The following is a 26057-nucleotide window of genomic DNA, read 5'->3' as shown; positions in this document are numbered from 1 at the left end:
AATATACTTATCAATATAGATATGCCTAAAAAAATAGACAGTGAAAGTTTTTTTAATAATCTTACAGTTTTTTTAAATGATTTGTCTGTTAATGATAGTGTAAAAACATATATATCAGGTGTTCCTATTCATACATATTATAGTCAGAAAAGTGCCAAAAAAGAAATTACAATTATATCTATAGTCTCTCTTATAGTTATATGTATGATGTTTATATTTATATTCAAATCTCTAAAACCGTATATTATTTCAATGTGTACTATATTTATAGCAGGTGCGGCAGCATTTTTGTATTCATCGGTGTTTTTTAATTCTATTCATATATTTACTTTTGTATTTGGAACTAGTTTGATAGGTATATCAATAGATCATTCAATACATTTTATCACAGAATGGTACAATGAAAAAGATAAAAAAGAAGTTTTAAAAAAATATTTCCAAGCATGCTTTTAGGTTTTTAACAACCATAATAAGTTATTTGTCGCTTTTTTTAACTTCTCTTACATTATTAAAGCAGATAGCATTATTTTCTATATTCGGTCTTATAAGTTCTTTTCTTACTGTAAATATAATGTATCCAATTATATTTAAAAATGATAAAAGAAATATCAAACAGTCTGTATTATCAGGCAGCAGAAATATATTAAGTGAATATGTAAAAATAATAAATATCAAAACTGTTTCTATTATTTTTGTAATAGTTATTATACTTTCTATAATATTTATACCTAGAATAAAGGTTAATTTTTCTGCAAATCAGCTTTATGATACTCCTGATTTTCTACTTGAAAGCGAAAGTGAAGTTTATAAGAGATTGAATACATCACTTGCAAAAAATATTATAATATCAAGCGGAGAAACTCTTTCAAAGGCACTTGAGGCTGAGGAAAGTGTAGAAAGTTATTTTACTAATAATTATAATGCTATATCAAGAATATTATATTCTGAAAAAAAGCAGAGAGAAAATATAAAACTTACAGAAGATAAGTTAATGCCTCTTTTAAGAGAACAGGTAAGAGAGCTTAATTTAGATGAAACATCATATAATAAAATAAAAACAGAGTTTGAAAGTATAAAAAATGATGTTCTTGATATAAATAGTATAATAGAATCAGATAGTTTTTCTGAGCTTAAAAAAATTATCACTGTAAATAATAATAAATATTTTATAATAGCTACAAGCGATTATGATACTAATAATATGATAAAAGTTACTAATAATAATGTAAAAGTTTTTAATCTTAATGAAGAGATTAATGAAGCATTAGACAGCACAGCAAAAACAGCAGTAAAAATGGCTTTGATAGCATATATTTTAATATTTATAGCAATGGCAGTATTTTTTAATAAGAAGCAGGCATTTGCTATAATATTAGTTCAATTAATGTCTGTTTTAATAAATTTATCTATACACTCTATATTTGGTATTAATATAAATATATTTTCTATATTTGCTTTGATACTTTCTATAGGTATATCTATAGACTATGCAATATTTTTCTCAAACAGTGCTGCTGATAAAGAGATTACATTTTTGGCGGTATTTTTATCTATGATGACAACTGTATTATCATTTGGTACTTTGGCATTCAGCAGTTTTATACCTGTTAAATCTTTTGGTTTATTTTTGTTTATAGGAGTTTTATCATCATTTATAATTTCTCCTGTATTATTTAAATTTAATAGATTAATAGAAAAAGTTTAATATAAATAGTATATTTTATGTATATATGAACTATTTGACATTTTTTTTATAGAATTATATACTTGACGTTTGAGGTGATAACATGAGCAATATATTACTCGATTTCGGCATTATTAATTGTTTGGCTAAAGATAAGGAAGAGCTTTATAATAAGTATTTTATAAAAGGAGAATACGGCTTAAAAGAGAATAATGATTATAATAAAAAATTTTTTCTTGGTAAAATAGATAATGACTTTTTTAATTTTAAGTTAGATGATCCTTATAATAATAAAATAAATAAAATGGCATTGCATGCTGTAAATCAATTAAAGCCTATTATAGATGAAGCAAAAAAGAGATATAAAAAAAATAGAATATCTGTTATAGTGGGAACATGCGAAAATGGAAGCGATGAAACCAAAGATTATATATTAAAAGGGTCTGTTTCTGATGAGAGAAGAATATTAGTTATGCAGAGTCTTAATATATGCTGTGATTTTTTACAAAAGTATTTTGATGTTTCAGGACCTTCTTTTACTATATCTACTGCATGTACATCAAGTGCTAATGCTTTAATAGCTGCTGACGAGCTTATAAGAAGCAACATAATAGACGCTGCTATAGTTGGCGGTGCTGATGTTGTAACAGATACTGTTGTTTATGGTTTTGATTCTCTTGAAGTTGTTTCTTACAATAAAACAAATGCTTTTTCAAAAAACAGAAGCGGAATAAATTTGGGAGAAGGTGCTGCTTTTACAGTTTTGGCAAGAGAGAATTTTATTGATTCTAAAGATGCTATATACCTTAAAGGCTATAACAGTAATTCTGACTCTCATCATATGACAAGCCCCGATATAGATGGAAGTACTACAAGCAAATGTATCAATGACGCTTTAAAACATGCATCTATGAATATTGATAATATAGATTATATTAATCTTCATGGTACAGGTACTTTGATAAATGATAAAATGGAGAGTACTACATTAAATAGAGTAAATGCTTCTGATATATGGTGCAGTTCTAGTAAAACATCATTTGGTCACACTATTGGAGCTGCTGGTGCTATGGAGCTTGGAGTTTGTTTTATTACTCTTTCATCTATGAATAAACAAAAAATACTTCCTCCTCATTTATATGACGGAGAATATGATGACACATTAGAAAAAATAAAATTAGTTAATGGAAAAGTTGTGTCTGAAAGACTTGAAAATTGTATGAGTGTATCATTCGGTTTTGGTGGAAGCAATACTTGTTTGATAGTTGGAAAATAATTTATTGTTGATTTGTTATTATTATGGAAAATAAATATAAATTAAATATACCGCATAAAGGCAGAATGCTTTTGATAGACGGTATTATTGATGTTAATTTTGATGATAATGAGATACTTGCTTTTTCTCAAATAAAAAAAGACAATGTTTTTTATGATAGTTCAGAAAATGAAGGTATTGATTCTTATATTTTTACTGAATATGCGGCACAGACTGCTGCAGCTTATAATGGTGCTTTAGAAAATAGTGCTGATGATAAGAGAATAGGTTTTCTTTTAAACATTAAAAAAGCTGATTGTTATATTGAAAAAGTTAAAGCAGAAAATAAAGTTTATATATTTGTAAAAGAGACTTTAAAAGACGGAAATATTGCCTATTATGACGGTAATATAATTATTTGTAATGATGATATAAAAAGCATAGAAGAATATAAAAATATAATAAGTAGTGATAATATAAAAAAAGTTATGGACTGTTCTATAATGGTAATGGAGAGTTCTGCACAAAATTTTGTATTTTAGTTTTTTTATTTTAATAAAGAATGGATACAATTATGAAAAATAAATCTATTTTAGTAACAGGTGCTTCTGGAAGTATAGGGCTTGCGATATCAAAAAAGATTATATCAAGCAGTTATGATACAGTGATGTGCTATAATAAAAATAATTCTTTTATAGATGATATAAAAACTTATTCAAAAGATTATGATGTTAATATAAGGTTTTTAAAAATAGATGTTTCAAATAGAGAAGAGACTAAAAATATTTTATTAAAAGATATAGAAGAGAATGGGGCATATTATGGAGCAGTGCTTTCATCTGGTATAACTATGGACAATGCTTTTCCTGCTATGACTTCAGAGGAATGGGATAAAGTTATAGATGTTAATTTGAAAAGTTTTTATAATATAGTCAGTCCCATAATTATGCCTATGATAAGGTTAAAAAAAGGAGGGCGTATTATAGCGATAAGCTCTGTTTCTGGTATAATAGGCAATAGGGGACAGGTTAATTATGCTGCTTCTAAGGCTGGGCTTATAGGGGCTGTTAAGTCTTTGGCTATAGAATTGGGAAAAAGAAATATTACTGTGAACTGTATTGCTCCAGGTATAATAGAAAGCGAGATGATAAATGATGAAATAATAGAGCATGCCAAAAATATGATAGCATTAAAAAGAATAGGAAAACCCGCTGATGTTGCTAATGCTGTGAACTTTTTACTTTCTGAAGAAGCTAATTACATAACTAAACAGGTTATTAGTGTTGATGGAGGAATGTTTTAGTTAATTTTATATTTAAATAATTGTTTTTTTCTGTATAATTTGTATATTTATAAAAAATATTTTACAAATACTGTTTTAATCTTATTTTATATTATATGATTTATATATAATGGATTATTTATGAAAAAATTATTTTTTATATTTTTAATGTTTATTCTAATTTTTAATGCAGCTTATACATTAACTGATAATGAAACTAGTTTTCTTAAATCATGCGAAGAAGGAAAATATGACAAAGTAGTTTCTCTTATCAATAAAAAAGTTGATGTAAATGTTGTTTCAGAAGATGGAGTTACAGGTTTAATGCTTGCCTGTCATCATGGTCATAGTGCAATTGCGAGGCTTTTAGTTAATTCAAATGCTGATGTTAATATTGCTGATAAGGTAGGGTATACTGCTCTCATAATGGCATCTACTGGAGGATATACTGATATCGTAAAAATACTTTTGAAAGCTGGTGCTGATGTAAATGCGGCTAATACATATGGTGAAACTGCTTTGCATATATCCTCTCATAAACTTTATGCAGATATAGTTCAAACTTTGATAGATTATAAAGTGAATATAAATGCTGTAAATAATGACGGAGATAATGCCTTAATAATGGTTTTTATGTCAGCAGATAAAAGTGAGAATATGATTCCTGTAGCAAGACTTTTATGTGATAATGGTATTGATGTTAATTTTAGAGATAAGAAAGGAAGAACAGCTCTTACTTATGTTAAAGAAAATTATAAAAAGGCTGATACATTAATAGCTTTTTTAAATGAATATGGGGCTTTGGAATAATATATTTTAAATTTTTGAGAGGTAGAATTATAAATGATAGAAGATTTAATAAAAAGACTTCCTAAATTGGAAGGTATAAAAAAAGATATAGAGAATGCTATAAATGAAACTATAAATGCTTATGAAAGAGGCAATAAAGTATTAATAGCTGGAAATGGCGGAAGTGCCTGTGACAGTGAGCATATAGCTGGTGAGCTTTTAAAAAGTTTTTTAAAAAAGCGTCCCATAAATGAGGAGATAAGAAAAGAACTTCTAAAAATTGAAGATGGGGAATATATTGCGGATAATTTGGAATCTCCGCTAAGAGCAGTAGCTTTAACATCACATTTGGGACTTTCAAGTGCCTATCTTAATGATAAAGAGCCTTATTTGGTATTTGCTCAGCAGTTATTAGGTTTTGGTGATAAGGGAGACATTTTCTTTGCTATAAGCACATCTGGAAACGCTAAAAATATTATTTATGCTGCAAAACTTGCTAAGGCCATGGGTATAAAGGTTGTATCTTTTACAAATGAAAATGGTGGTAAATTGGCTTTAATGGCTGATATTGCAATTAAAGCTCCTGCTAAAGAAACTCATATATCTCAAGAATATCATGAGGCAATATATCATGAGATTTGTATAAGAGTTGAAGAGCATTTTTTCAAAGAAAATAGATAATTATTATTTAGTTGTTTATTAAAAAATTATTGTTAAATATAAAAAATTAAGCTATTGAAAAATTATTGATTATAATATATTATATTCAAAATAACTAATTATAATTTTTAAGGATATAATAATGACTACAGATAGAGAAGAATTAGAAGCTCTTTTATATCAAACCAGATTAAGAATAGAAGACAATCAAAAAGATGAAGTATTGGATAGATTAAATAAAGATTTAAAATTTATAGAAGAATTATTTGAAGTTAATGTTGATGGTATAGACCCTTTATATCATGTTATAGATTTGCCTGAATATTTGAGAGAAGATGTAGCTGGTAAAACTTTGGATAATGAAGTTATAATGGATTTATGCCGCAGCGGAGAATATGGTTATATTGTAGTTCCAGCAGTACCTGCAGCTTTAGAAAATAGCGAGCATCAGGCTAAAAAATCATAAAAAATTAGAGGTCATCAATTATAGATGAATTATTCTTATGATAGAGAAGAATTAAAAAAAGAAAAGCGTAATGCTCTTAAAGCTATATTAAAGCCTTTTATATTTATATATTATAGAAGTAATAGTCTTATTTATAGAGCTGCTGCTAGGCTTGTACTAGGTTTTATTATAGCTTTTATTTTGTTTGGTATTCTTACTTTATTTATCAGATTTGACAGAATGAAAAGTTCAACTATGATGAATACGATAGAGCCTAACGATATCGTTATAACTTCAAAATTGAGATATGCTGTTTCATTAAGGCCTTTTGTTTCATCACTTACAGGTAAAACAATAATTTTCTCAAGACCTAAAAGAGGGGATATTGTATTTATGATAGACCCTAGAACAAAGAGAGAATTTTTTCTTAAAAGATTTGCTTCATATTTTGTATATTTTGCAACTTTCGGAAATGTTAATATATCAAAAACAAGATACTTAATAAAAAGAATTGTAGGGCTTCCGAATGAAACTATAGAGATAAAAAATAAAACAGTTTATATTAATGGAGAAATGCTTAATGAACCTTGGGCTAATATCGATTCTGACAGCAGGATATTAAATAAAGAAATATCTTCTAGAGATAATTTCGGACCTCATATTATAGGGTATAATGAGTATTTTGTAATGTCAGACAATAGGGATTATGGATATGACAGCAGAGATTTTGGTAATGTGCATTTTTCTAATATAGACGGAAAGGTTATTTCTAAATAATTTTTATTTATTATCTAATTATATATGGGTTTTATTATGAAACTTAAGGATAATCATAAATTAACATTATATTCTTGCTATATAGGATATATAACTCAGGCAATTATTAATATATTTCCGCCTCTTGTTTTTATAATGTTTCAAAAAAATTTTAATATATCATTAACTCAGATAGGTATTCTTTCATCTTTTAATTTTGCTGTGCAGATGATTGTAGATTTTTTATCAATTAAGTTTATAGATAAAATAGGATACAGAGTTCCAATAGTAGCAGCTCATATATTTTCTGCTTTGGGATTATTGCTGCTTGGAGTACTTCCTTTTTATATAGAGCCTTATTTCGCTATGTTAATATGCTTTTTTATTAATGCTGTAAGCGGAGGGCTTATAGAGGTTTTGGTAAGTCCTATAGTAGAGGCACTTCCAGAAAAACAAAAAACTAAAGCTATGAATATACTTCATTCATTTTATTCTTGGGGTTCTATGTTGGTAGTGATATTATCGACTTTATATTTTAATATATTTGGAATTGAAAATTGGGGATATATGTCTATGCTTTGGGCTTTAGTTCCTTTTATAAACATATTTTTATTTTCAAATGTTCCTCTTAATGTATTAAAAACTCATGAAGATAATATGAATGCTAATAATGTAGTTTCTATAAGAAAATTATTGTCTGTAAAGATAGTATTAGTATTTGCTGTTTTGATGATATGTGCAGGGGCAAGTGAGCAGTCTATAGCACAGTGGGTATCATTATTTGCAGAGGCTGGTCTTAATGTAGATAAAACAATAGGCGATATCTTTGGTGCTTGTATGTTTGCATTTTGTATGGGCATAGTGAGATTAATTTACGGAATGAACTCTGAAAATATAGATATAAAAAAGGCACTCCTTATATCGTCTTTTTTTTGCGTGATTGGCTACTTAATAACGGTATTTAGTCCATATGCTTTTTTATCATTAATAGGATGTGCTGTATCTGGTTTATCTGTTGCTATAATGTGGCCTTCTGTATTTAGTCTTTCTTCAAAAATATATAGTAAAGGAGGAACTGCTATGTTTGCATTACTTGCTTTGTCAGGAGATGCTGGCTGTTCTTTAGGGCCTTTTATAGTTGGTTTGGTTTCAAATAATATTTATAATAATTTTAGCAATAATATAATTGAATCATCATTAAAGATAGGAATTTTATTTGCTGTATTTTTTCCTGTTATGATGTTTATAGTTTTACTATTTTTCAAAAATAGTAAAACAAATTCGTAAAAGTAAATTGATATAGTTCTTTATTATAATTTTTGATTGTTTACAAAAGTTTGTCAGATTAAAGTATATGAATAGTGTATCTATCAATATTTCTTAGACTTTGAATATGTTAAGAAGTTTTATTATTTTATATTCATCAAAATTATTAGTATTCTTTATGCAGTGTCAGAAAAAATATATCAAGTGCTTTATCATACTATAGATAACTTGATATATTCTTGTAAGTTTTATTATAGCTTTTCTATTTCTTTTATCATTTATAAAAAACTTGTTCGTTAATAAACTCCTGCCATTCTAACGAATGTCAGGTACTCACAAGTTTTTTATTTCTTCTATACTCAATCCTGTTAATTCACTAATAAGATTCAAATCCATATTTCTATCTTTCATATTTTTAGCCATAGATATTGCTTTATTTTTTTCACCTTCTTCAATTCCCAATCTTCTTTCTTCTTCAAGCATTATTTGATTACCATATAAATATGCCTGTCTTTTATCGTACTCATTCATCATTAATCTGTCTTTAATAAAGTTATTGTATCTTTTTTGTACTTCTTCCATTATAGGTTTTTCTTTTACTAGATCGGACATAATAACCTCCTTATTATCTTTTTCTTTCATTGTGAAAAATTTTAACCAGCAATTTAAATCTGGCTGTAATAAATTATATTTAAATTTTTTGAGTTCTATTATATGAATTTGTAAATGGTCTGTTAATAATCTATTATTAATAGTATCATAAATCATATAGCATGAATGAATATTATTTGAGTCATCTAAATTGAAATTAAGTAAGTTGATACTAATTACAGGAGTTAAAGCATCATACTTTTCTCCATGTTTTAATAATTTACTATAATTTGAAGCCCAATAATATAGTATGCGTTCTGGAAATCTTGAATTACCTTGTAACTGTATTTCTATTATAACAACTGTACCATTTTGAGTTATACACTTTACATCTGCTATGGTTTCTTTATCTTCATAGTTCCCCTTATAGTTAAATGGTGTCAAAATCTCTGCACTTCTAAAAGTTTTCATATTAGAATCAAGCATTGTAGAGTTAATAAAATCAAGCAGTATAGGATTGCTGTCTGGTGATGAGAATAGATATCTCACAAAATAGTCATTCAAAACATTAATATCTCTCATAACTTTATTATACTAAATTAACTATAAAGTTACAAGTTTAATCATCAAAATTTAATTTCTATTTCTTTGAGCTTTTTTTAAAATACCTGTAATTTTTCTAAGTTTAAAATACTCTGCCCTATCTAAAGCAGTATCTCCATAGTCATTTTCTATATTTACATCGGCCCCTTTTTCTACTAGAAATTTAACATATGGTTCATCAAATTTTCTTGAACAAGCCCAAATTAAAGAAGTGTATCCATTATAATCTTGGGCATTAATATCTGCACCTTTTTCTAATAAAACTTCAGCTAATTTTATACGATATTCCTGAAAACTTTTATTATTAAAATTACCTTCACCCATACCAAGATATATCAAAGGAGTATATTGGTCTTCATTCTTTATGTTTACATCAGCACCTTGCTCTATTAAAAAATTAGCTATTTCAAAGTCTAGTATATCAATACTACCTTCATCTGAAGTATCAAGAGTTTTATTTAAAGCTGTGTCTCCTTCATTATCTTGGGCATTTATATTGGCATTTTTTGAAACTAAATATTTTATTACATCTATATTTCTTTCATGACTATACTCACATGCTGATATTAAAGCAGTACTTCCTCCTTTATAAAAGTTTACATCAGCACCGTTTTCAACTAATAATTTTACTGTTTCTAAATTATTTACACCATATATTAAGGCTGTATTTCCATAATTATCGAAAGCATTTATATCAGCACCTTTTTGTATTAGAAGTTCTATCACTTTTATATTATGAACTTTGGAAGCATACATTAAAGGTGTCTCTCCATCCTCATTTGTTACATTTATATCAGCACCATTATTTATTAAATATTCTGCAACAGATGAATTTTCATTATCTAATGAGAGTAATAGGGGAGTTACTACTGAGCTATATTCAAAATGTGTTTTGGCATTTACATCAGCACCTTTTTCAACTAAAAATTTAACCATATCATAGTCATTTATTGCAGCTGCTATCATTAAAGGAGTATAATCATAATCAGGAGGACAATGCTCCCCAGCCTTTATTCTTGATTCTAAGTCAAAACCATTTTCTACTAATACTTTAAACATTTCTCTATTTTGTGCCAATGCTGTTGAAGGTCTATAAGATTTATTAAGAAGTGATGCTCCATCATTGTCTTTAGTATTTACATCAGCACCGTATTTTATTAATAAATTAAATATTTTTTTAGCATTTTCTAGCATTTCTTCTTTTCCATAATGATCATAGCGAATATTATAATATAATACAGTGTTTCCATCATTGTCTTTAGTATTTACATCAGCACCATTTTCTAATAAAAATTTAACCATTTCATAGTCTCCGCTTACAGCAGCTCTCATTAATGCTGTATAACTATATTCATCTTGTGTGTTTATATTGGCACCTTGTTGTATAAGTAATTTTGAAATATCAAAATTATTATTAGCAATAGCAATCATTAAAGCTGTTTTGTTTTCATTATTTGCTGTATTAGGATTGGCACCTTTATCAAGCAAATATTTAACCATATCATAATCTTTTTTATAAACAGCAATCATTAAAGGAGTATAATCATAATCAGATCTATCCGCCTTTATTCTTGACTCTAAATCAAAACCATTTTCAACTAATATTTTAAACATTTCTTTATTTTTATCAAAAGATTCTGAAATTCTATAGGATACATCAAGAAGAGATGCTCCTTTATCGTTTTTAGTATTTACATCAGCACCGTATTTTATTAATAAATTAAGTATTTTTATAGCATTTTCTGTTTCATTTTTTTGTCCGCGACTATTATGCTCAATAGTATAATATAATGCAGTTTCTCCTTCTATATCTCTAATGTTTACATCAGCACCATTTTTTAATAAAAATTCAACCATTTCATAATTTGTATCTCTAGCAGTATACATTAATGCTGTAGCACCTGCTTTATCTCGAATATTGACATCAGTACCTTCTTCTATAAGTAATTTTGCTATATCATCATATCCACTTACAGAAGCATTTATTAAAGCCGTTCTATTATAAGAATCTAATGCATTACAGTTTGCACCTTGCTCTAAATATGATTGAACTTTTTTTATATTATTATTTTCTACAGCGGAAAATAACGATTCATCTAAAGTTTTAGAATACAAAAGAATATTAAACAATAATAATAATATAAATACTTTTTTCATATATCCCCCTATGTGTTTATCTCATATAATTGCATTCTATATTTAAAATTATTTTATGTCAATGATATAGTTTTTTTGTTTTATAAATTGCTATTAATGAAATTTTTAGTATAATTAAGCTATGAAAGAGATTAACAGACTTAATGATTTATTTGTACGATATCTAATTGGTACTGAAGGTGATGAAGATATATTAGAAAATATTGTTAATGCTGTTTTAAATGATGTTGGATTTGAATCTGTGAGTAATCTTGAAATAATCAATCCTTACAATTTAGCAGAAAATGAAAACTTAAAAGAATCAATCCTCGATGTTAAAGCAAAAACTAAAGATGGTAAGAAGATACTCATTGAAGTACAATTAGTAGGCAACAACAATTTTATAAAAAGAATATTATATTATATAGCTAAAAATATAACTTCTGAGTTAAAAGAAAGTGATTTATATATTGGTATAAGTCAGATGATTAGTATTAGTTTTATTAATTTCAATTTGGATATAGGAAGCGAGACTGATATAAAAAGAGAGCATAAATGTTTAACATTTGCTGATGTTAATAATCCTAATATTAGACTTGACGATTTACAGATACATTTTATAGAGATTAAAAGATTTGCAGAAATATTAAAAAATACTAGTATAGATGAATATAATAGAAACAAACTTTTATCTTGGATTGATTTTTTTACTACGAAAGATTTAGAGAAAGATATTAATAAACTCATAGGAGGAAATACAATTATGAGTAAGGTAATAGATAAGTATAAAAGATTTGTAGCTGATGAAAAAGAAATGTCAGCATATAATGAAAGAGATACTTTTCTTTACGGACAGGCTGCTATGCTTCGGTATGAGAGAGCAGAAGGAAGAAAAGAAGGTATAGAAATAGGTTTTCAGAAAGGTATAGAACAAGGTATAGAACAAGGTATAGAACAAGGTATAGAACAAGGTATAGAACAAGGTATAGAACAAGGAGAAATAAATAAGGCAAAAACTATAGCATTAAACCTAAAAAATATGAATATGAGTATTGAAGATATAAGAAAAATAACGGGTTTAACTATAAAAGAAATAGAAGAACTATAATAAAAAATTATGTGCTTCTGATAATTAATATAGTTTTTGTCAGATACTTTTTGTGATTAAATTTTTTATGTATAAATAATAAATAATGGTTATAATTATAGGACTATAATATGAAAAAGATTATTATAAAAAACGGTACTATAGTTAATGCTTCAGAAACTTATAAAGCTGATGTATTAATAGAAGATGAAAAAATCTCAAAAATAGGTTCTGATTTAAAATGCGATGATGCAGAGATTATTGACGCTTCAGGCAAATATGTAATGCCGGGTGGAATAGATGTTCATACTCATATGGATATAGATGTTGGTATAGGGCGTGCAGTTGATGATTTCTATACTGGTACTATTGCGGCTGCTTGCGGAGGTACTACTACTATAGTTGATCATATGGGCTTTGGACCTAAAGGCTGCGATGTATTTCATCAATTAAAATATTATCATACTCTTGCTGACAAAAAGGCTGTTATTGATTATAGTTTTCATGGAGTTTTGCAGCATGTTGATGAGGATGTACTTAAAGGTCTTGAAGTATTAGCTAAAAAAGAAGGTTTGCAAAGTACAAAACTTTATTTAACTTATAACTATAAAATAGAAGATGATGATGTCGTAAGGGTACTAAAAAAAATGAAAGAGCTCAATGCTGTTTCTGCTTTTCATGCAGAAAATCATTATGTTGTAGAATATTTAAAAAAGAAATTTGTTGAAGAGGGTAAAACCTCTGCTCACTATCACCCTATAAGCAGACCTCCTGAAGCTGAAGCTGAGGCAGTTAATAGAATTATACATTTATCTGTTATAGCTGGAAACACTCCTGTATATATAGTGCATACTTCTGCTGGAAAGAGCGTTGATGAGATAGTCAATGCAAGAGCTTTAGGTCATAAAAATATTTTTTCTGAAACTTGTCCTCAATATTTAGTTTTGACAGATAAAGAGTATGACAGAGAAGACGGACTTAAATTTGTAATGTCTCCCCCTTTAAGAAAAAAAGAGGACAGCGAAAGATTATGGAAAGCTATTGCTGAAGGACATATTCAGGTCATAGCTACAGATCATTGTCCTTTTAATTATAAAACTGATAAAATTAAAGGAAAAGATAATTTTACTAAATGCCCTAACGGAGCAGGCGGAGTAGAGGAGAGATACCCATTAATGTTCTCTGAGGGCGTTATGAAAGGAAGAATAACAATTAATAAATTTGTTGAAACTCTATGCTATAATCCAGCTTTAATATACGGACTTTACCCAGAAAAAGGTGCTATTATACCAAATGCTGATGCTGATATTACTATAATAGACCCTAATAAAAAATCTATAATTACAAAATCAAATATGCATGGAGCATGTGATTATACTGCTTATGAAGGAATGGAGCTTTTATGTTCTGTGGATACTGTTATATCAAGAGGAAAAATAGTATTTAAAGATAATGAGTTTTTAGGCAGTAAGGGATACGGAAAGTTTATAAAGAGAAAAACTTTAGATAACTATACCGACTTTAATAATCATTTCAAATTGGGTGATTATATAGATATTGACTGCAATTAAAAATTATAATATTAATTGAATATTTAAAGGCAGCTCTTATTTTTTAATGGCTGTCTTTATTATTTATTTTACAAATATAATATTATCCATATCAAAACCCAAATTTAAATCATTCCCTTCTTTATAATTACTTTTATAATTTTCTTTATTAAGTCTCCAAGTTATTTGAGTATTTGTATTGATTGGTACTGATGTTATAATATAGGAAAACATATCTTCTGTAATATTTGTTATTTTAGATTTTATATATATATTATTATTATCAAAATTATCACAATCAAAAAATGAGTACGGACGTATGCCTATATAGTTAGCATTTTCTATATTTTTTTTATCTTCTTTTTTTAATGCTATAGTTATATTCCAGTCTAAGCATTCTATTTTGTTATTTGAAAGTAATTTTATTTTTGAGAAGTTTTTATATCCTGTTAATAATGCTGAAAAATATGTCTTTGGATTTTCAAAAAGATTGTATTTGGAATCTATTATATCAAATTTTCCATTATTGATTATACCTATATTGTCGGATAGTCTGTATACTTCATCTCTGTTATGCGATACAAATAGAGTAGTAAGATTAAACTCTTTTATACTGGACGATATAAATTTTTCCAATTCCCATTTTATATGATAATCTAATGCACTCAAAGGCTCATCAAGCATTAATATCTTAGGAGATGATACAAATATTCTAGCAATTGCGGTTCTCTGCTGTTCGCCTCCTGATATTTCTCTTGGCTTTTTATTTCGTATATCATATATAAAAAATTTTTTCATTATGAGGTCTATATCATGATTTATTTTTTTATCTCTTATTCCACATTTAATATTTTCTTCAACAGTCATATTGGGAAATAATGCATAATTTTGAAATAAAAATCCTACATTTCTTTTCTGAGGTTTTATATTAATTCTTTTTTTGGAATCATAAAAAACTTTTCCGTCAAGTTCTATATATCCGCTGTCTGGATTTTCTATTCCAGCAATGCATTTTAATGTCATGCTTTTTCCGCTTCCAGATGCACCTAAAATAGAGAATACTCCTCCTTTTACTTTAAACTGCAAATCTAAATTAAAATTAGATAATTTCTTTTTTATATCAACTATTAAACTCAATATAAACCGCCATGTATTTATTATAATCTTTTTTTAAAAGTATTAGAAATAGGCTGTATCATATTCATAAACATTATACTGATAAATGATATAGCAACTATTATCATCACCCATTTAAAAGCAAGTTCTCTGTCTCCAGCCTGTACTGCAGTATAAACAGCAAGCGACATAGTCTGTGTTTTATTGGGTATATTTCCAGCTATCATTATTGTAGCACCAAACTCTCCCAAAGCCCTAGTAAAAGATAGTATAGTACCTCCTAATATAGAATGCCAGCTGTTTGGTAGTATTAATTTCCAAAAAATCCAATTTTCTGATTTTCCTAATGTTCTTGCAGCATTTATTATATTTTTATCTATTTGTTCAAAAGCCCCTTTGCTTGTTCTGTACATTAGAGGAAATGATACTATAAAAGAAGCCAATACTGCTCCTCTAAGTGTAAATACAAACGGAAATCCTAATTTCTCAACTACCCCACCTATAAAAGAATTACGCCCAAAAAATAATAAAAGAAAAAATCCCACAACAGTAGGAGGAAGTACTAAAGGAAGTGTAAATATTATATCAAAAAGAGATGAAAATTTTTTTATTTTCACTGCTATAATAGCGGCATATATTCCAACAAAAAAAGTAATTATTGTGGAATAAAATGCCGTTTTTATAGACAGTATTAACGGAGTATATTTCATAATTGATGATTTCTTATTGTATTACAGTAAAGCCGTAAGATTTAAATATTTCTATAGATTTATCATTAGATATATAATCTATAAACTTTAAAGCTTCTTCTTTATTTTGAGAAGATTTTATTACAGCTATAGGGTAAATAACTTTTTTATGTGTTCCTTCTGGAGCTTCTGATATTATATTAATATCTTTTGCTATTTTTGCATCAGTGGCATAAACTATACCAGTGTCAACTTCTCCTATTTCTACCCAAGAAAGTACATTCCTAACATCAGAGCCATAAACTGCTTTTTGTTTGACAGCATCAAGTATGGATAAATTACTTAATATTTCTTCTGAATACTGACCTACAGGTACGCTTTTAGGCTCTCCGAGTCCTATTTTAGTAACATTAGCATTGGTTATATCTGTAAATGATTTTATATTTAATTTTGAATTACTAGGAGCAATTAATACCACTTTATTTTCAAGCAAATCTTTTCTTGTATTAGTATCTATTATATCTTTTTCCTGTAATGCGTCCATTTGTTTTTGTGCGGCTGAGAAAAATATATCGGCTGGTGCTCCTGATTCTATTTGAGACTGCAATGCCCCAGATGATGCAAATGAAAATGTAACTTGAGTTCCTGTTTCTGTTTTATAATTATTAGCCAATTCTGTAAGTACATCAGTTAGGCTTGCAGCTGCCAGAACCAAAATTTCTTTATTGTTAGATGATGAAGTTTTATTATCAGCAGTGTTTGAAGAACTGCATGATACAAATAGATACGATATTATTAAAATTATAAGTATTAATTTTTTCATAAGTTACACCTTTTATATATTTTTATTTAATGACCTTCGCCTTTAATCATACTTATTATATGCTCTAAAAGAGGTATTATAAGATTAGTGCAGTATTTAGCAGCTTTTTCACTTCCGGGAAAGTTTACTACAAAAACATTATCATTAATACCAGCATATCCTCTTGAGAGAGAAGCAAATATAGTTTCTTTCATAGATTCTTGTCTTAAATAATCAGATACCCCTCTTACTTCTTTTTTACAAAAACTTTCTGAAGCTTCAGGAGTTACATCTCTTTTTGATAAGCCTGTTCCTCCTGTTGTGATTATTATATCAAATTTTTCTTTATTTTCTTTTAAAGTGTTTAATATAATATCAAATTCATCTGGTATAATAATTTTTTCTATATTTGTAATTTTATTTTTTAATTTCTCTTCAAGAGTTTTTATTATAACAGCACCAGATTTATCTTCATATATTCCTTTATATGCTCTGTCAGAAACAGTAATAACAAGTATTCTCAAGATTTATTTCTCCTCCCTTAATAACCCTTGCAAATATTCCTCTTTTTGGCATAATGCAGTCGCCTACTAGATTTTTTATATCACAGCCTTTATGACATTCTTTTCCTATTTTTGACACTTCTAATATAGTATCTCCTATATATATTTTAGTACCTAAAGGCAGAGTAAAAAGCTCTATTCCTCTGGTAGTGATGTTTTCTGCAAAATCGCCTGCTTTAAGGGTGCTTTGCATTTTACTGTTTGTATATTCAATATCTTCAATGGCTAATATAGAAACTTGTCTGTCGGTTAATTTATTGAAATGAGCGTCATTAAGTACACCTTTATCTTCTACTAATGTAATTTTATCTACTGGAGTTTTTACTGTACCTGTATTTTTAGATATGTTTAAAGAAACCAGTTCGAAATATTTCTTTTCCATTATATTATCCGTTTATCTTACATTTATTTTAAAACTGCTATTATTTAGAAGTTTATACAAAAAAGTAAAATATTCAATATTATAATAAATTTTTTTTTAGAATTTTAGTTTAAAAATTAAAAAAATTTATTATAATATTATTTGAAATTAATTTTATGGTTAAAGTAAATGAATAATAAATATATATTGGATAAAGCATTAGAGTTAATAGATAATAATATAGAAACATTGCTTATAAAAATAGATAAAACTTCAGGCTCATCTCCAAGAACACTGGACGCTTTTATGATAGTTTATAATGAAGATAATAATCAAAAAACTATGGGTACAATCGGAGGCGGTATATTAGAATTTGAGGCTGTTAAAGACGCTTTTGATTTTTTAACTAAAAAAGAAAATCATAATAAAAAATATAATTTAAACCCAGAGGCTTCTGGTGGAATAGGTATGGTATGCGGAGGAAGTGTAGATATATCTTTTACATACTTGAATAATAATAAAGATTTTATAAATACTCTAAAAAAAGAAATAGAAGATAAAGAAATAAATGTTTATATATTCGGTGCGGGTCATGTATCTTTTGATTTGGCAGAGGTTTTATATAAAATAGGATTTAACTGTATAGTTATAGATGACAGAGAAGAGTTTGCTAATAAAGAGAGATTTCCTAATGCATATAAAGTATTTGCAGAAGACTATAATAATGTATTTGATAAAATAAATATTACAAATAAAGATTATATAATTATAGTAACTAGAGGTCATGCTGATGACTATATAGTAGAAAAAAAATGCTCTAAAAACAAATGCAGCCTATATTGGTATGATAGGAAGTAAGAATAAAATAAAAACTCTTCATGACAGATTAAAAAAAGAAGAAAATTACACAGATGAAATGATATCGAGAGTGCATGCCCCTATAGGTTTGGCAATAGGAGCAGAAACTACAGAAGAGATAGCAATAAGTATAGCAGCAGAACTTATACTCACTAGGGCTATATCTGAAAACAGACGAAAAATAAAAAAATAATTTTTTATTTAAGTTAAATATTTATAAATGGGAATTGTTATGGGAAGAACTTTTTTGCATCCGAATGAGGCATTGGAATTGGTATTAAAAAATTGTGAGGATTATGGTAATGAAAAAATATCAGTACTTGATTCTTATAATAGAGTTTTGCTTAATGATATTTATGCTTTAAATGATGATCCTCCTTTTAGTAAATCTTCTATGGACGGATATGCTTACAAAAAAGAAGATGAGAATAAAGAAAGATATATTTTAAATGAAGAGAAAGTTATATATGCAGGTCTTTGCGATAAAATAAGTATTAATAGCGGTGAATGTATAAAAATAATGACTGGTGCTATGATACCAGATAATTGCAATGCTGTTCAGAGGGTGGAGTGGACAGAAGAAAAAAAAGAGAATAATAAAACAATTATTAAATTTACAAAGAAAGAAATATCCAATAATATAATAAATAAAGGCAGCAATAAAAAGTCTGGAGATAAAATATTACATAAAAAATTCTTACTTCCGAAAGATATTGCCATACTTGCAGGATTTGGATATAGTAACATAGAAGTAAAAAAGAAAATCAATACTGCAGTAATATCTACAGGCAATGAGATAGCAAATATAGGAGAAACTTTAAAAGAAGGACAAATATACGATGCCAATGCCCCTATGCTTGTTTCAAGAACTTCTGCCTTATCATGCAGCAGTAAATTTTACGGAAAAGTTGATGATGATGAAAAAGAGATAAGAGATGTACTTTCAAAAGCAATAAAAGAAAATGATATTATACTTATAAGCGGCGGCGTATCTATGGGTGATTTTGATTATGTGCATAAGGAGCTTATTAATCTTGGGGTTGAACAGATATTTCATGGTATTGCTATGAAGCCCGGTAAGCCTTTATTTTTTGGTAAACTTGATAAAAAGGCTGTTTTTGCTTTACCTGGTAATACTGTTTCTTCTTTTATGACTTTTGAGATAATGGTTAAGCCTTATATATTAAAATGTTTAGGGCTTGAATATGATAATAATTATACTAAAGCAGTACTTTTGGAAGATTTTAAAAGAAAAGATACTGAAAGACTTGAGTATGTGCCTGTAAAATTATTTTATGATGAAACGGTATTATCAGTACAGCTTATTAAATATAATAACTCTTCTATGATATCATCATTTTCTGAGGCTAATGGTATATTAAAAATAAATATTGGAGTTTCTAGCATTGATAAAGGGAGCATAGCTGATGTTAGATTCCTTTGATAGAGAGATAAATTATATAAGAGTGTCAGTTACAGACAGATGCAATTTAAGATGCGTATATTGTATGCCTGAAGATGGAATTGTAAAAAAATCCCATAATGAAATACTTACTTTTGAGCAAATATACAGCATTGTTAAAGAGGCTTCAGAACTTGGTATAAAAAAGGTAAGAATAACAGGCGGTGAGCCTTTAGTTAGAAAAAACATTGAAGAGCTTGTGTCTATGATTAGAAGTATAGAAAAAGTAGATATAATAGCTATGACTACAAATGCTGTTTTACTTTATAGTTTAGCAGAAAAATTAAAAAATGCAGGTCTTGATTCTATAAATATATCACTTGATACTTTAGATAGTGAAAGGTACAAACATATTACCAGAGGCGGAAATATAAATGACGCTATTAAAGGCATAAATAAGGCTTCTGATTTGGGATTTAAGTTAAAGATTAATACTGTAGTATATGATGAAAAAAGCAGAGAAGAACTGCCATTATTAAGAGATTTTGCAAAAAGTGTCAATGCTGAACTTCAGACTATTCAATGCTATGACATTAATAAACAAAAAGAGGATGCTTTGGAATATGACAGACCTGCGAAATGCAAGTACTGCAATAGAATAAGGCTTTTATCAGACGGATATTTACTTAGCTGTCTTCATAGTAATATAAAGTTTAAAGTAGATTTTAATGATATAAGAGGCTCTATAATAAAATGTATTGAAGGAAAACCAGAAAATGGTTATTACAGTGATGTAAGGTCTGTTAGTATGATAGGCGGATAATATTTATAATAATTGAGGTTAATATGAGCAATAAACTAACGCATGTAGATAAAAATGGCAATGCCAATATGGTGGATGTCGGAGATAAAGATATTATAAAAAGAACAGCAGAGGCTATTGGAAAAATATATTTGTCAAAAGAAACTTTAAAATTAATAGAAGAAAATAATATAAAAAAAGGTGATGTCATCTCTGTAGCTAGAATTGCTGGTATAATGGCTGCTAAGCAGACATCTAATTTGATTCCTTTATGTCATAATATTAATATAGAAAAGGTATCTTTGGATTTTACTTTAGAAGAAGATGGAATATTGATAAAATCGTACTTAAGATGCAGCTATAAAACTGGCATAGAGATGGAGGCATTAACTGCTGTTAGTATTGCGGCACTTACTATATGGGATATGTGTAAGGCTGTTGACAAAAATATGAGAATATCTGATATTACTTTACTTTCAAAAACAAAAGAGATTTAGTATCATAATATACTTTTTTGTTTGATTATCATAAGTTTTCATTATATAATAAAAATGCTATTTGATTAGAATTAAATATTATTAAAACTTACGGATTATTAAAAATGAATGAAAAACTAAATAGATTAACTTATCTAATAAAATATGATATGAAACCTGCATTAGGTGTTACAGAGCCTGCTGCCATAGCTTTTGCAGTGTCAAAGGCTAGAAGCTATACCAAAGGCGATATAGAAGGTGCTGAAATAGTATTAAATTCTGGTATATATAAAAATGCTTTTACCTGCGGAATACCAAATTCAAATGAATTCGGAAATTTATTTGCTGCTGCTTTAGGAATAGCTGCTGGAAATTATGAAAAAGGCTTGGAAGCATTGGAAGATGTCAAAGATGAAGATAATAATAAAGCTAAAAAATTAATAGATGAAAATAAAATAAAAATTGTACTTGGAGATATGAGTTCTAATATATATATAAATGCTTCTGTTAAAACTAAAACAGATACTGCAGAAGTTATTATAAAAGATTATCATACTAATATTGTAAGTATAAAGGTTAATGGTACTGTTATATTTAATAAAGAAGATGATGAAAAACAAAAAAATGAAAATGAATCAGAAAATATTTCTTCAAAAGATATACTTGATTATACAGTAAATGATATATTAGAGTACATAGATAATGTTAGTATAAAAGATATATCTTTTATAATGGAAGCACATAAAATGAATATAGATTTATTTTATTTGTCTTTAGAATCAAGACGTACAGATATAGCTAAAAAATTATTAAAAATGAATAATAATACAGTGTTTTCAGACGATGAGATATGTACAGCACGTTTATTGACAGCAGGAGCAATAGAGGCTAGAGTTTTGGGACTTAATAAACCAGCTATGAGTATTACTGGAAGCGGGGCACATGGCATAATATGTACTATGCCTTTATATGCTTTATTTAAGGTTAATAAACTTAGTGAGGATATTTTGCTTAGAGCAACAGCATTGAGTTTTTTGATAACTATGTATATAAAAGAACATTCAGGCAGACTTTCGGCATTTTGTGGCTGCGGTATAGCTGGGGGTACTGGGGCTGCTTGTGCTATAGGGTATTTAAAAGGTGCTGATTATAAAGATATAGTTCATATAATTAACAATATGTCATCTGGAATAACTGGAATGATATGTGACGGAGGAAATCAAGGCTGTGTTATGAAGGCTATAGTTGCTTTGGATGCAGGATTTAGAGCGGTTGAACTTTCTTTAAGCGGCTCTTATATATTTCCTATTCATGGTATAAATGCAGAAACTCCAGAAGACACTATGAGAAATATGGGGCTTATAGCTTCAGAAGGTATGGCTGAAACAGAAAAAACTATAATTAAAATCATGCAAAGTAAAAGCTAATTAGATTTATAAAAAAGTGACTATTAATTTTTAAATTGATTGTATTTTTATTAAATATGATATAAAATGTTTGTTAAAGAATAATAAAATTACTTGACTTATATACATTATAGATTATAATCTATAGTACGATTTAAAGGAGTTAACATGAGCGATGCCATACCAACAAATCAAATACTTGTATTTAAGATAAATAACGAATTATACGGAATAGATATCCTTAAAGTTCAGGAAATATTAAATTTTATGCAGCCTTCGCCTATACCTAATTGTCCAGAATATTTAAAAGGTATTATTAATTTGAGAGGTACTATAATTCTTGTTATAGATTTAAGAGCTAGATTCCATTTTGATGAACCTATGAATCCTGAAAACTGTGTAATTGTTGTTGTTGCTATAGGTGATAAAAAATATGGATTAGTCGTTGACTCTGTATCTGATGTTCTTACTATAAATAGCGAAAATATACAAGAAGATATAGATATGCATGTTGGTATAGACAGCAGATATATAATGGGATTGGTAAAAGCCAATGAACAGATGATCATTTTAGTTGATATCGATAAAGTATTCGTTAAAGATGAACTTGATGATTTAAGTAATGCTGTTAATAATTCTATAGTAAAATAATACATATGTCTTCACACAGAATACTTAGAGTAAATGAAAATATTAAACAAACTCTCTCTATGATTATAATGAGGGAGATAGAAGATCCTAGAATTAAAAATAATCTTGTTACCATTACTAAAGTAGATACAGCTAAAGACTTGAAAAATGCTAAAGTTTACTTTGTATGCCTCAGTGAAGATAAACAAAATGAGGTTCTTAATGGTCTTAATAGTGCTAAAGGTGTAATATTTTCTTATCTTAAAAAACAGCTTACTATTAGATATGTTCCTAATCTAACATTTCATTATGATAAAAATTTGATAGAAACTAATAAGGTATTAACAGATATAAAAAATTTAAATATACCTGAAGATAATTAATTTATAAAAACATTACAATATATTAAAGGCCTATTTAATGTCTACTGATAATATAAATACCACAAAAAAAGAGATAATAGAAAGATTATCAAAAGCTCAGAATATTACAATAACAGGGCATAGAAATCCAGACTGCGATTGTATATGTTCTGGTCTTGCTTTATCTTTGATTATAAAAAACATCTTTAATAAAGAGGCTATTGTTGTTAATACTGATAAAATGCATAGAGATTTGCACAATGTTTTATTTGTTGATAGAGTAATTTTTGAAGTTAATGAAAATAATCTCCCTAAAAAAGATGTTTTAGTTATTTTAGATTCTGGAGATATAGATAGAATAGGCTGGCTTTCGGATATTACAGATAAATATAATGAAGTAATTTTTATAGATCATCATAAAGTGAGAAACATTAAAGGTGTTACTATGTTTTATGATGATACTTCAGCAGGTGCTACTTGTGAGATAATATTTGATATATTTCAGGATTATGTAGATAAAATGGATTCTTCAATAGCAACACTTTTATACAGTGGAATTTGTACTGATACTGGAAGTTTTATATTTAGCAATACAACAGATAGAACACTTCTTTATGGTTCAAAGTTAATGAAAATAGGCATTATACAGGAAAATCTTGGAAATGTTGTAAGAAAGAGATACACTAGAAACGATGTAGATGCCTTAATGGAAATATACAAAAGAATGGTTATAGACTATGACAGAAAAATAGGCTATATATTTTTGGAAGATACTATTTGCGGTACTAGTATAAAAGAGCTTGGAGTCAGTGCATCAGACACGCTTATACAAATGGAAGATGTGCTTATAGGGTTTATCATTCATGAAGGCGAAGATAATTTTAGAGTAAGCATTAGAAGCAGATGCTCAAAAGATATAAGAGATGTTGCAGAAAGTTTCGGCGGTGGCGGACACCCTAAAGCGTCTGGTTTTTCTGTATCAAAAAAAGATTATACTAAAGAAAGATTAGCCGAGGAGATAAATAATAAATTAATTGATTTATTAGCTTCGTAATGTATAGTAATTTCAAATAAATATAATAAAAAAATCATGATAAGAGATAATATTATAATATATACAGATGGCGGATGTAGAGGAAATCCTGGACTTGGTGCTTGGGGAGCTATACTTATAAGCGAAAAGCATAATTTGCGTCTTGAAATAGGCGAAAGTGAAGATAATACCACAAATAATAGAATGGAAATGAAGGCTGCTATTAAGGCACTTGAAAGATTAAAACATTCTCATAATATTAAATTATACAGTGACAGTGCTTATTTAGTTAACGGTATGACCAAATGGATATACTCGTGGCAGAGAAATAATTGGATAAAAAGTGATAAAAAGCCAGTTGAAAATAAAGAGTATTGGTTAAGATTGATAGAACTTTCAAAAAAGCATGATATAGAGTTTATAAAGGTGAAGGGGCATTCTAATAATAAAGAAAATAACCGTGCTGATGAAATAGTAAATATTTTGATGGATAAGCATATTGAAAGCGGTAAAACTTCTTCATTTAATGAAAAAACTCAGTATTGTTAATTTCTTATTGACATAATTGATATAAAATATATAATTAAGTATAATCATATTATTATTGTTTGTTAGCATGAACACAAAACACAAAACACAAAACACAAAACACAAAACACAAAACACAAAACACAAAACACAAAACACAAACACAAAACACAAAACACAAACACAAAACACAAAACACAAAACACAAAACACAAACTCGTAAAATATCCTAAATCATCTATAATATTTCAAAGCAGAGAAAACCTAAAATTATTTTTATCTAATTATAAAAGGTAAAACATTATCTTATAATAATTTTATTAAAAACTCTAATTTTTTAGTAAAAATGGCGATATTATAGGTTTAATATCATCTGTAACAAACGAACCTTATTTTTCTTTGATAGAAGCTATAGAAGATTGTGAGCTTTTAGAGATAAAAATAGAAAATATAAACAAGATTGATAATCATAATATCATAAAAAGAATATCAAGTTATTTATTATTTACTCTTGAAGTGTGGCTTAGTAAATATTATAATATTCTAATAAATAATAAAATAGATTTGTACAATAAAGAAGATACATTATTAATGGCTAAAATATATAAAAATAATGGTTTTGAAGATGTAAGTTATAAACTTTGCATTTCGCATATAAATATATTTCAGGATTGTGAAAATTGTGATAATGTAGTGGAGTTCTTAAGATATTTGAAGCCAGCCTATGAACCTATAAAAATTGATAAAAATATATATAAATTTCAAAAAGGCCATTGTTTATACACTGAACTTGATATTATTAATAATATTTACTGTATAAAATCTGGAAAAATCGGAGTATATAATATCATCAATTCGAAGCAGACAGCAGGAGTTATATATAAAAGTAATCATATTTTAAACTTTGTGAAGCCTAAATTGGAAT

29 protein-coding genes and 1 pseudogene are annotated in these 26057 nt (G+C 27.6%); 23 read left to right on the top strand and 7 right to left on the bottom strand.

Features of this window, described 5'->3' with window-relative positions; translation table 11 throughout:
- The 10 genes from KQ44_RS14850 to KQ44_RS05165 form a co-directional block, all read left to right on the top strand.
- On the top strand, window positions 1-453 hold a 453-nt coding region (locus KQ44_RS14850), incomplete at its 5' end, for an MMPL family transporter (protein ID WP_240516493.1).
- 25 nt (window positions 454-478) lie between these two features.
- Window positions 479-1705: a hypothetical protein gene (locus tag KQ44_RS05205; protein WP_240516492.1), complete on the top strand. Its 1227-nt coding sequence runs from the start codon at window positions 479-481 to the stop codon at window positions 1703-1705.
- An 82-nt stretch (window positions 1706-1787) separates the two neighbouring features.
- On the top strand, window positions 1788-2960 hold the full coding sequence (locus tag KQ44_RS05200) for a beta-ketoacyl synthase N-terminal-like domain-containing protein (RefSeq protein ID WP_096736519.1): 1173 nt from the start codon (window positions 1788-1790) through the stop codon (window positions 2958-2960).
- 23 nt (window positions 2961-2983) lie between these two features.
- Window positions 2984-3481 (top strand): 3-hydroxyacyl-ACP dehydratase, encoded by a 498-nt coding sequence (locus tag KQ44_RS05195; protein ID WP_096736518.1) that lies wholly within the window; start codon window positions 2984-2986, stop codon window positions 3479-3481.
- Between the two features lie 32 nt (window positions 3482-3513).
- The gene (fabG, locus tag KQ44_RS05190; RefSeq protein WP_096736517.1) at window positions 3514-4242 is read left to right on the top strand and encodes a 3-oxoacyl-ACP reductase FabG; all 729 of its coding nucleotides are present in this window, start codon (window positions 3514-3516) and stop codon (window positions 4240-4242) included.
- A gap of 120 nt (window positions 4243-4362) precedes the next feature.
- Window positions 4363-5031 (top strand): ankyrin repeat domain-containing protein, encoded by a 669-nt coding sequence (locus KQ44_RS05185; RefSeq protein ID WP_096736516.1) that lies wholly within the window; start codon window positions 4363-4365, stop codon window positions 5029-5031.
- 33 nt (window positions 5032-5064) lie between these two features.
- Window positions 5065-5691, top strand: a complete 627-nt coding sequence (locus tag KQ44_RS05180; protein WP_096736515.1) for an SIS domain-containing protein — start codon at window positions 5065-5067, stop codon at window positions 5689-5691.
- A 121-nt stretch (window positions 5692-5812) separates the two neighbouring features.
- Window positions 5813-6136, top strand: a complete 324-nt coding sequence (gene gatC, locus KQ44_RS05175; protein ID WP_096736514.1) for an Asp-tRNA(Asn)/Glu-tRNA(Gln) amidotransferase subunit GatC — start codon at window positions 5813-5815, stop codon at window positions 6134-6136.
- A gap of 24 nt (window positions 6137-6160) precedes the next feature.
- Window positions 6161-6892: a signal peptidase I gene (gene lepB / locus KQ44_RS05170; protein ID WP_096736513.1), complete on the top strand. Its 732-nt coding sequence runs from the start codon at window positions 6161-6163 to the stop codon at window positions 6890-6892.
- A gap of 36 nt (window positions 6893-6928) precedes the next feature.
- Window positions 6929-8158 carry an MFS transporter gene (locus KQ44_RS05165; RefSeq protein ID WP_096736512.1) on the top strand — a complete coding sequence of 410 codons (1230 nt, stop codon included), beginning with the start codon at window positions 6929-6931 and terminating at the stop codon, window positions 8156-8158.
- A gap of 312 nt (window positions 8159-8470) precedes the next feature.
- Here the strand turns inward: KQ44_RS05165 and KQ44_RS05160 are convergent, their stop codons facing one another.
- Entirely contained in the window at window positions 8471-9310 is an 840-nt protein-coding gene (locus tag KQ44_RS05160) for an Rpn family recombination-promoting nuclease/putative transposase (protein ID WP_096736511.1), read from the bottom strand.
- A 51-nt stretch (window positions 9311-9361) separates the two neighbouring features.
- Window positions 9362-11488 (bottom strand): ankyrin repeat domain-containing protein, encoded by a 2127-nt coding sequence (locus KQ44_RS05155; protein WP_096736510.1) that lies wholly within the window; start codon window positions 11486-11488, stop codon window positions 9362-9364.
- Window positions 11489-11609: 121 nt separating this feature from the next.
- Here KQ44_RS05155 and KQ44_RS05150 point away from each other — a divergent pair, with 121 nt between their 5' ends.
- Window positions 11610-12575: an Rpn family recombination-promoting nuclease/putative transposase gene (locus tag KQ44_RS05150; protein ID WP_096736509.1), complete on the top strand. Its 966-nt coding sequence runs from the start codon at window positions 11610-11612 to the stop codon at window positions 12573-12575.
- 110 nt (window positions 12576-12685) lie between these two features.
- Window positions 12686-14125 carry a dihydropyrimidinase gene (hydA, locus tag KQ44_RS05145; RefSeq protein ID WP_096736508.1) on the top strand — a complete coding sequence of 480 codons (1440 nt, stop codon included), beginning with the start codon at window positions 12686-12688 and terminating at the stop codon, window positions 14123-14125.
- A 63-nt stretch (window positions 14126-14188) separates the two neighbouring features.
- On the opposite strand, the gene KQ44_RS05140 is transcribed toward hydA, so the two are convergent.
- The 5 genes from KQ44_RS05140 to KQ44_RS05120 are packed head-to-tail and all read right to left on the bottom strand — an operon-like array spanning window position 14189 to window position 17656.
- Window positions 14189-15241, bottom strand: a complete 1053-nt coding sequence (locus tag KQ44_RS05140) for an ATP-binding cassette domain-containing protein (protein ID WP_096736507.1) — start codon at window positions 15239-15241, stop codon at window positions 14189-14191.
- A 20-nt stretch (window positions 15242-15261) separates the two neighbouring features.
- The gene (modB, locus tag KQ44_RS05135; RefSeq protein WP_096736506.1) at window positions 15262-15930 is read right to left on the bottom strand and encodes a molybdate ABC transporter permease subunit; all 669 of its coding nucleotides are present in this window, start codon (window positions 15928-15930) and stop codon (window positions 15262-15264) included.
- A 13-nt stretch (window positions 15931-15943) separates the two neighbouring features.
- Entirely contained in the window at window positions 15944-16732 is a 789-nt protein-coding gene (gene modA / locus KQ44_RS05130) for a molybdate ABC transporter substrate-binding protein (protein WP_096736505.1), read from the bottom strand.
- 26 nt (window positions 16733-16758) lie between these two features.
- Window positions 16759-17235 (bottom strand): MogA/MoaB family molybdenum cofactor biosynthesis protein, encoded by a 477-nt coding sequence (locus KQ44_RS05125; RefSeq protein WP_096736504.1) that lies wholly within the window; start codon window positions 17233-17235, stop codon window positions 16759-16761.
- Window positions 17207-17656 (bottom strand): MOSC domain-containing protein, encoded by a 450-nt coding sequence (locus tag KQ44_RS05120; protein WP_096736503.1) that lies wholly within the window; start codon window positions 17654-17656, stop codon window positions 17207-17209. The genes KQ44_RS05125 and KQ44_RS05120 overlap by 29 nt, the downstream gene beginning before the upstream one ends.
- A gap of 168 nt (window positions 17657-17824) precedes the next feature.
- On the opposite strand from KQ44_RS05120, the gene KQ44_RS05115 reads away from it, so the two are divergent.
- From KQ44_RS05115 to KQ44_RS05070, 11 genes and pseudogenes are all read left to right on the top strand, one after another.
- On the top strand, window positions 17825-18493 hold the full coding sequence (locus KQ44_RS05115) for an XdhC family protein (protein ID WP_240516491.1): 669 nt from the start codon (window positions 17825-17827) through the stop codon (window positions 18491-18493).
- Window positions 18480-18686, top strand: a complete 207-nt coding sequence (locus tag KQ44_RS14845; protein ID WP_240516490.1) for an XdhC family protein — start codon at window positions 18480-18482, stop codon at window positions 18684-18686. Before KQ44_RS05115 ends, KQ44_RS14845 begins: the two co-directional genes overlap by 14 nt.
- Before the next feature lie 39 nt (window positions 18687-18725).
- Complete coding sequence (locus tag KQ44_RS05110; RefSeq protein WP_096736502.1) at window positions 18726-19937, top strand: molybdopterin molybdotransferase MoeA; 1212 nt, start codon at window positions 18726-18728, stop codon at window positions 19935-19937.
- A complete protein-coding gene (locus tag KQ44_RS05105) occupies window positions 19921-20718 on the top strand; it encodes a radical SAM protein (protein WP_096736501.1) in 798 nt (265 codons plus the stop codon). The genes KQ44_RS05110 and KQ44_RS05105 overlap by 17 nt, the downstream gene beginning before the upstream one ends.
- 23 nt (window positions 20719-20741) lie before the next feature.
- Window positions 20742-21194 (top strand): cyclic pyranopterin monophosphate synthase MoaC, encoded by a 453-nt coding sequence (gene moaC, locus KQ44_RS05100; protein WP_096736500.1) that lies wholly within the window; start codon window positions 20742-20744, stop codon window positions 21192-21194.
- 104 nt (window positions 21195-21298) lie between these two features.
- Window positions 21299-22600 (top strand): L-serine ammonia-lyase, iron-sulfur-dependent, subunit alpha, encoded by a 1302-nt coding sequence (locus KQ44_RS05095; RefSeq protein ID WP_096736499.1) that lies wholly within the window; start codon window positions 21299-21301, stop codon window positions 22598-22600.
- Between the two features lie 147 nt (window positions 22601-22747).
- Entirely contained in the window at window positions 22748-23230 is a 483-nt protein-coding gene (locus KQ44_RS05090; protein WP_096736498.1) for a chemotaxis protein CheW, read from the top strand.
- A 5-nt stretch (window positions 23231-23235) separates the two neighbouring features.
- Window positions 23236-23592 (top strand): 30S ribosome-binding factor RbfA, encoded by a 357-nt coding sequence (gene rbfA, locus KQ44_RS05085; protein WP_096736497.1) that lies wholly within the window; start codon window positions 23236-23238, stop codon window positions 23590-23592.
- 37 nt (window positions 23593-23629) lie between these two features.
- Complete coding sequence (locus KQ44_RS05080) at window positions 23630-24625, top strand: bifunctional oligoribonuclease/PAP phosphatase NrnA (RefSeq protein ID WP_096736496.1); 996 nt, start codon at window positions 23630-23632, stop codon at window positions 24623-24625.
- A 36-nt stretch (window positions 24626-24661) separates the two neighbouring features.
- On the top strand, window positions 24662-25153 hold the full coding sequence (gene rnhA / locus KQ44_RS05075) for a ribonuclease HI (RefSeq protein WP_096736495.1): 492 nt from the start codon (window positions 24662-24664) through the stop codon (window positions 25151-25153).
- Between the two features lie 378 nt (window positions 25154-25531).
- A pseudogene (locus KQ44_RS05070) lies at window positions 25532-26057 on the top strand (cyclic nucleotide-binding domain-containing protein); the annotation flags it as partial.

Source organism: Brachyspira sp. G79 (assembly GCF_002379365.1).
Taxonomy (GTDB): domain Bacteria; phylum Spirochaetota; class Brachyspiria; order Brachyspirales; family Brachyspiraceae; genus Brachyspira.
Note: the sequence above shows the minus strand (reverse complement) of the source record. Positions and strands in the feature narration are given on the sequence as shown.